At 42.9% G+C, this 7,162-nt stretch carries 7 protein-coding genes, 6 tRNA genes and 1 rRNA gene; all 14 read right to left on the bottom strand.

The annotated features are described in order from the left end of the window. Window positions 1-192: ribosomal RNA gene (locus QT716_RS09000) — 16S ribosomal RNA — on the bottom strand; the annotation flags it as partial. A 156-nt stretch (window positions 193-348) separates the two neighbouring features. Beyond that, window positions 349-422, bottom strand: a tRNA-Gly gene (locus QT716_RS08995). A 21-nt stretch (window positions 423-443) separates the two neighbouring features. Next, a tRNA-Arg gene (locus tag QT716_RS08990) sits at window positions 444-520 on the bottom strand. A 22-nt stretch (window positions 521-542) separates the two neighbouring features. Further along, window positions 543-629: transfer RNA gene (locus tag QT716_RS08985), tRNA-Leu, on the bottom strand. Window positions 630-718: 89 nt separating this feature from the next. Next, window positions 719-794 (bottom strand) — tRNA-Lys (locus QT716_RS08980). Window positions 795-889: 95 nt separating this feature from the next. Further along, window positions 890-964 (bottom strand) — tRNA-Gln (locus tag QT716_RS08975). A gap of 20 nt (window positions 965-984) precedes the next feature. Further along, window positions 985-1,059, bottom strand: a tRNA-Glu gene (locus QT716_RS08970). A gap of 158 nt (window positions 1,060-1,217) precedes the next feature. After that, window positions 1,218-1,691, bottom strand: a complete 474-nt coding sequence (locus QT716_RS08965; protein ID WP_317935711.1) for a SprT family protein — start codon at window positions 1,689-1,691, stop codon at window positions 1,218-1,220. Next, entirely contained in the window at window positions 1,688-3,847 is a 2,160-nt protein-coding gene (locus QT716_RS08960; protein WP_398292947.1) for a Tex family protein, read from the bottom strand. Before QT716_RS08960 ends, QT716_RS08965 begins: the two co-directional genes overlap by 4 nt. 65 nt (window positions 3,848-3,912) lie before the next feature. Continuing rightward, complete coding sequence (locus tag QT716_RS08955; protein ID WP_317935709.1) at window positions 3,913-4,509, bottom strand: PP2C family serine/threonine-protein phosphatase; 597 nt, start codon at window positions 4,507-4,509, stop codon at window positions 3,913-3,915. Next, window positions 4,509-5,294, bottom strand: coding sequence for an RNA polymerase sigma factor SigB (gene sigB / locus QT716_RS08950; RefSeq protein ID WP_317935708.1), 786 nt, complete (start codon window positions 5,292-5,294; stop codon window positions 4,509-4,511). The genes QT716_RS08955 and sigB overlap by 1 nt, the downstream gene beginning before the upstream one ends. Continuing rightward, entirely contained in the window at window positions 5,269-5,745 is a 477-nt protein-coding gene (rsbW, locus tag QT716_RS08945; RefSeq protein ID WP_317935707.1) for an anti-sigma B factor RsbW, read from the bottom strand. Before rsbW ends, sigB begins: the two co-directional genes overlap by 26 nt. Then, the gene (locus QT716_RS08940; RefSeq protein WP_317935706.1) at window positions 5,732-6,070 is read right to left on the bottom strand and encodes an STAS domain-containing protein; all 339 of its coding nucleotides are present in this window, start codon (window positions 6,068-6,070) and stop codon (window positions 5,732-5,734) included. Before QT716_RS08940 ends, rsbW begins: the two co-directional genes overlap by 14 nt. A gap of 86 nt (window positions 6,071-6,156) precedes the next feature. Next, the gene (locus QT716_RS08935) at window positions 6,157-7,158 is read right to left on the bottom strand and encodes a PP2C family protein-serine/threonine phosphatase (RefSeq protein WP_317935705.1); all 1,002 of its coding nucleotides are present in this window, start codon (window positions 7,156-7,158) and stop codon (window positions 6,157-6,159) included. Window positions 7,159-7,162 lie beyond the last annotated feature (4 nt).

Below are 7,162 nucleotides of genomic sequence, written 5' to 3'. Positions count from 1 at the left end.
GCGAAGGAACTGATTATTCGGTATTAGCCCCGGTTTCCCGGAGTTATCCCCAACTGTAGGGCAGGTTGCCCACGTGTTACTCACCCGTCCGCCGCTAATCTCAAGGAGCAAGCTCCTATTGATTCGCTCGACTTGCATGTATTAGGCATGCCGCCAGCGTTCGTCCTGAGCCAGGATCAAACTCTCCATAAAAGAGAATTGATTGCTCAATTCGTACTGGCATCATTTAAGATGTCTATCAGATCGTTCGATCTGTTTGTGTCTGTTCCGCCGGCAGAGCCGGTTTCCCAAACGATAATTCGTTGACATTTTGCTGTTCAGTTTTCAAGGTTCATAGGTTTTAAATTATGGAGCGGGTGAAGGGAATCGAACCCTCATCATCAGCTTGGAAGGCTGAGGTTTTACCACTAAACTACACCCGCGTTATTATTAATATTATATTATGGCGCGCCCGGCAGAAGTCGAATCCACAACCTTCTGATCCGTAGTCAGACGCTCTATCCAATTGAGCTACGGGCGCTCGATGAGATGTAAAATATATTTGGTGCGGTAAAGAGGACTTGAACCTCCACGGGTTATTCACCCACTAGGCCCTCAACCTAGCGCGTCTGCCATTCCGCCACTACCGCTTATTTATTATTTTTGCGACATCCTCTATTATACATGATAAGTAAAGTTTGTCAACACTTAAGTTTTAAGAAATAAATTAAGTAGTAAATGGTGAGCCATGCAGGATTCGAACCTGCGACCCTCTGATTAAAAGTCAGATGCTCTACCAACTGAGCTAATGGCTCGTGCAGTTTAATTGCGATAATGAATTCATTATCATCATTTGAAATACCTTCTTCGGTATCTCTCGCAAAGTTTTTCAAACGAAGTTTGAAAAACTTGGCTGGGGTAGCTGGATTCGAACCAACGAGTGACGGAGTCAAAGTCCGTTGCCTTACCGCTTGGCTATACCCCAGTATTATTTTAGAAAGAACATGGTGACCCCTACGGGATTCGAACCCGTGTTACCGCCGTGAAAGGGCGGTGTCTTAACCGCTTGACCAAGGGGCCATCTAGTATGTTGAACGTTGTCGTTTGTTGTTGTTCCTAATCGACTTTTCTTATTATAGACAGTCTTTCTCTATTCGTCAACAGTTTTTCGTAAAAAAATTAAAAGAACGTTCAAACCCTTGATATGACTGGGTTGAACGTTCCTCTTATATTTGCTTCTAAAGTGTCGTTTCAAGCTTCCCCCGGCATTTCCCACATCGGAACTTCCTTGTATCCACTCGTCTCTTTCTCTTATATAAAAGTCCGCAATTCGTACAAGTATATAAACGCATGACTTTTGTTAATGGTTCTTCATCGTTTAATGACTTACAATACCTAGGCGATTCTGTCACTCGCAACAGTTCTTTGAAGTCCTGATCTCCATGCTTATATCCTCTTCCCTCTATATGAAGATGATAATGACAAAGCTCGTGCTTCAAGACCCCGATCACCTCTTCAATTCCATAACGGCTCTCTACTATAGGATTCACCTGAATGGAATGGTCTGCGAGCATGTACCTGCCGCCTGTCGTACGCAGTCGGCTGTTATAAGTGACTTGATGGATAAATGGTTTTTGGAACCATTGAATAGAAAGAGACTCAGTAAGTTCCTGAAGGTCCTTTACAGATAGGTTCTCATTCCTTCCCGTCATTTCCCTGCAGGCGCTAACATCGTCAATGCAATTCTGCCCTTGGCTTTATCGACAGACTCTACCCATACCGTAACGATATCACCAGAAGCCACCACATCTAAGGGATGCTTAACGAATCCCTTCTTTAGTTTCGAAATGTGCACCAGTCCGTCTTCATGAACTCCGATATCGACAAATGCGCCGAAATCCACCACGTTCCGAACAGTACCTTGCATTTCCATACCTTCATGCAAGTCTTTCATGTCGAGTACATCTGCTTTTAGAAGCGGCTGAGGATATTCATCACGCGGGTCACGATTCGGCCTTTTCAATGTTTCAATCACGTCATTTACAGTAACAAGACCTACGTTTAGTTTAGTAGCTACCTCGTTACTGTCTAAAGCTGTAAGTGCAGCCACTGCTTCAGGAGATCCAATTTGCTTTTTGGAAACACCTGCTTCTTTGAGAATATCTTCAGCTAGGGCATAACTTTCCGGGTGAATACCCGTAGCATCGAATAACTCTTTTGCATTTGGAACACGCAAGAAGCCTATCGCTTGCTCATATGTTTTCGCACCTAATCTTGGAATCTTTTTAAGCTGCGTTCTCTTTTCAAATTGTCCCTCTTCTTCACGTTTCTTCACAATATTCTCTGCAACTGTTTTGGATAGTCCCGCCACATATTGCAGCAATGAAGCCGATGCTGTATTGACGTTTACACCTACACGGTTAACCGCCGTTTCCACAACAAATGAGAGCGACTCTGCTAATTGCTTTTTTGCGACATCATGCTGATATTGACCGACTCCTATTGATTCCGGATCAATTTTTACTAGTTCCGAAAGCGGGTCTTGCAGTCTGCGGGCGATGGAAATCGCACTTCTTTGTTCAACTTGAAGGTCGGGAAATTCAGAACGCGCTTGTGCAGATGCAGAGTATACACTTGCCCCTGCTTCGTTAACGATTACATAAGCCACTTCAGATTCAACTTCCTTTATCGTCTCGGCGATGAATTTCTCTGTTTCTCTGGAAGCCGTTCCATTTCCGATAGCAATCAGTTTAATATCGTATTTTTTAAGAAGATTTAAAACTATCCTCTTAGATGCATCCTTTTGTGGTTTCGGCGGATGCGGATAAATCACAGAAATCTCAAGACTTTTTCCGGTTTCGTCGATTACTGCGAGTTTACATCCCGTCCGGAATGCCGGGTCAACGCCTAATACCATCCGTCCTTTTAATGGAGGTTGCAATAAGAGACTCTTCAAGTTTTCCGCGAACACATGGATAGCCTGTGCTTCGGCCTTTTCTGATAACGCTGCTCTAATTTCCCGTTCTACAGAAGGGGCGATTAGACGTTTAAAAGAATCTTCCAGCGCTTTTTTTACATGCTCAGCTGATGGTGAGGAAGTTCGTTTTATCAAATTCCGCTCCAATTCACCGATAATCCGTTCCGCCGGGAAACCTACAGTTACACGAAGTACATCCTCTTTTTCTCCTCGATTAAGTGCCAACACACGGTGTGGCACCACTTTTGCCAAAGGCTCTTCATATTCGTAGTACATTTCATAGATACTTTTTTCGTCTTCGGCATCTTTACGCTTTGCGGAAATCAATGTGCCTCTAGACCAGCTCAACTTACGAACTTTTTCACGTAATGCTGCATCATCCGCAATACGTTCCGCAATAATATCACGAGCGCCCATTATGGCATCTTCATCAGTATTCACTTCTTTTTCTTCATCAACAAACTCTTTTGCCATTTCAGTGACATCTAGATTGTTAAACTGCAAAAGCTTGTCCGCAAGACCATTTAATCCTTTTTCAATGGCAATCATTGCTCGTGTCCGCCGCTTTTGTTTATAAGGACGGTATAAGTCTTCAAGTCGCTGCAAAACATCTGCAGCTTCGATTTGCTGCTCCAGCTCTGGCGTCAGCTTATCTTGTTCGCCAATCAGACGCAGCACTTCTTCTTTACGCTGCTCTAAACCTTTACTGTATTGATAGGCATCCTCAATATCTTTAATCTGTACTTCATCGAGTGAACCCGTTGCTTCTTTTCTATATCGTGCAATGAAGGGCACCGTATTCCCTTCATCCAAGAGAGCGATAACCTGCTGGGTTTGTTTCTTCGGAAGTGCTGCGCGTTTAGCGGTCAATTCTAAAATTCGTTCTGACATTTCCATTCCCCCATTCAATACTTATAGTTTACCATGAAATTGGATACAAAAAAGCCTGCTTCCTGTTACAGAAGCAGACTTCCTGCGATAAACGTCGCATCGTCACCAGGTTTCACCGTTTCACGCACCGTTTCTGATAACGCAAGCGGATCATCACTTTGACATAGATAGGATTTCGGACTGCGGAGTTCGACTCCATCAGAATGCATGAAGAACAAATCACCATTTTTATACGTATACTCTTGCGTCTTCATCTTCTGGGGGCGTCCAGACAAATACCCCATAACCGGAAGCGGATAAATCATCTTCCCATCCTGTTGCCGAATATATAAACGAACGTTCCCGACACAACTATGCTGTATCGTGTGATTAACATGATCTACCTTCACAATCGCAACTGCAGCTCCACGCTTTTGTACCATGTGCTCATTAATACGACTCAGCAATTCCTCTATCGTTTCACTATGGTATTCTTCCAAGATGCGGGGCATGACTTCAGCAGACTGCCTAGCAATAATTCCGCTTCCGAGACCATCTGCAATAGCGCAGATAAAATAATCCTCTTCGGCGTGCAAATAATACACATCTCCAGACTCACGATTTCCACCTTTGGCTTGTTGAAAAATATATGCCTCGATATGGTCGTTTTTAAATGCTTCCATTAGGAGGCACCGCCCGCAGCCAATATGGCTTCCTGCAGCTTCTTAATCGCTTTTCTCTGAAGTCTAGATACATGCATTTGAGAAATACCAAGAAGTTCACCTGTTTCTTTTTGGCTGAGCTGCTCAATGTATGTATATTGGATAATTTGTTTCTCTCTATCCGACAATACATTCAACGCATTTGCCACAAGCAGCCGTTGATCTGTTTTTTCATACCCATCATCTTGAGTACCGATAATATCGAATAAGGTAACAGTGCCACCTTCAGAATCCGCTTCAAGCGTATGATCCATAGAAAGCGCCTGGTAACTGCGCCCCATTTCCATCGCTTCCAACACGGATTCTTCATCTACTTCAAGATAGTCCGCAATCTCGCTTACGAGAGGCGATCTTTGTAATTCAGTAGTAAGAGTTTCAACGGTCGCCTTGATACGCGGTCCTAGCTCTTTAATACGTCTTGGCACGTGCACTGCCCAAGTCTTATCGCGTAAAAAACGTTTAATTTCACCGATAATCGTTGGGACTGCGAACGCTTCAAAACTCCGTCCGAATTCCGGGTCATACCGACGGATTGCTCCTAACAGACCAAGCATCCCGACTTGTGCAATATCTTCGTGATACGATTTACCTTTTGAGTATTTACGGGCAATCGATTGAACCAGGCGTTCGTAATGCATAACCAGATGTGTTTGTGCTTCGTCATCTTCAGTCTCCTGATATCTGCGAATCCACTCTAACACTTGTTCCTGAACTTGCGGATCACGAGTAGGCTGTTTGCTTGACATCCGCTTCGCCCCGCTCTCTGCCCAGGTATTTGGTCATGAAAACAGTGACTCCTTCTTCATGATGGACTTTAACGTCATCCATTAGCGTCTCCATTAAATAGAGTCCAAGTCCTCCTTCACGTAAAAGTTGAACATCAGACTCTTGCTCGGTGTAAGGGCCGACTTGTCTCTTCGTCTCTTCAAAGTTAAAACTTTGGCCATGGTCCGCTACCATAATTTCTAACTTATCCTCATATAACGCACACCCTACAACGATTTCACCTTCTTCGTCTTCATCATACGCATGTCGGACTGCATTTGTAATCGCCTCACTCGAAGCGATTTTCAAATCTTCAATTTCGTCGTATGTAAAACCAAGGCGGCTCGCTAATCCCGAGATTGTAAGTCTTGCAACTCCTACATATTGCGGTTTAGCAGGAACTTTAATTTCAATGTAATCAAACGGTGCCATTCGAGTCCCCACTTTCCATTTCAATTTCAACGATGTCATCGAGACCCGTAATTTCAAATAGACGCTTCAATCGTTTGTTTACACCCACGATTTTCACACTGCCATCTACAGCTTTCACTTTTTTATAGAAAGCAACAAATACGCCTAATCCCGTGCTATCCATATAATTCACTTGAGAAAAGTCCAGCACAGCCTGGCACTCAGGTTGGTCAGCAACTTTTTCCAATTGTTCTTTTAATGTCGGAGCAGTAAAAGCATCTATCTCACCAATAATTTTAAATACATGGACACAATCATTCTGCTCAACGTCAACTTGTAAATTCATTTATCCACACCCCATACTTTCTGTTCTAAAATTTAATTTAGACCTCTAAGAAGGTGTATACCCTTTTCAAGTGTCTTCCAAACATCTTATTCTTTTTTAAACAGAACTAAAGTAAAGTCATCATGAAGCATATAGTTTTGCATTTTAAATAGTTCCGTATACAGGTGATCTACTATTTGTTGGGCTGGGCGGTCTTTCATAGTGCGCAGCATATCTAAAATGACTTCTTCCTCTATGAATCCTTCTGCATTTCTGCCTTCTGTCACACCATCCGTTAACATAACGATGAAGTCACCGGAAGACATTTCTACAGACTTTTGCTGGAAATCTACGTCTTTTCTGATTCCAAGTAAGAGTCCTTTAGCGTCTAATTCAATAAAGCGATCTTCATCAGCACGATAGAGCAACGCTGGTTCATGGCCAGCAGAGCCATATGTAAATTCACATGTCTTTTTATCAAACTTTCCATAAAACATCGAAATAAACATGGAGTCGTCCATGCTTTTTTCGACAATTTGGTTAATAACTTGCAACACGTGCTGAGGTTCAGTAGCAGAGCTGCGTAAACTGTCCATACCGAATTTAATCATAGACATGCAAAGTGCAGCGGGAAGTCCTTTGCCCATTACATCCGCAACAGCGACACAAGCCTCTCCGTCTTTTTGCTCGATGAAATAGACGTAGTCTCCGCTCATCTTTTTAGCAGGTTTACTTACAAGACCAATATCTAGACCTTCCACTTTCGGAATGGAAGTCTCTAGTAACATGTCTTGAACTTTTACAGCAACGTCCATCTCTATTTGCATAGCTTCCTGTTTACGGATTAAGCTCTGATGCTCCATCAAAGCTAATCCGTAATGAATCATCACCTCAATTAAAAAATCATAAGAAGGTCCAATTTTAACAGCTAACTCTGGAAAAATTTCCTCTACAGATGTTTTATGAAGACTGATTACTTCTTCAGGAGATATCTTTTTTTCAATGAATTTCCGACTTACTTGCTGTGCAGCATACAAATCGGTTTCATCTTCATGCTGAATGTATTTCTGAAGTAGCGCCGAATACTGCTTTCCGACTTCTTGAGGCATCGAT

The sequence above is a fragment of the Sporosarcina aquimarina genome, assembly GCF_033253705.1.
Taxonomy (GTDB): Bacteria; Bacillota; Bacilli; order Bacillales_A; family Planococcaceae; genus Sporosarcina; species Sporosarcina aquimarina.
This window is presented reverse-complemented; position numbering and strand designations above follow the sequence as displayed.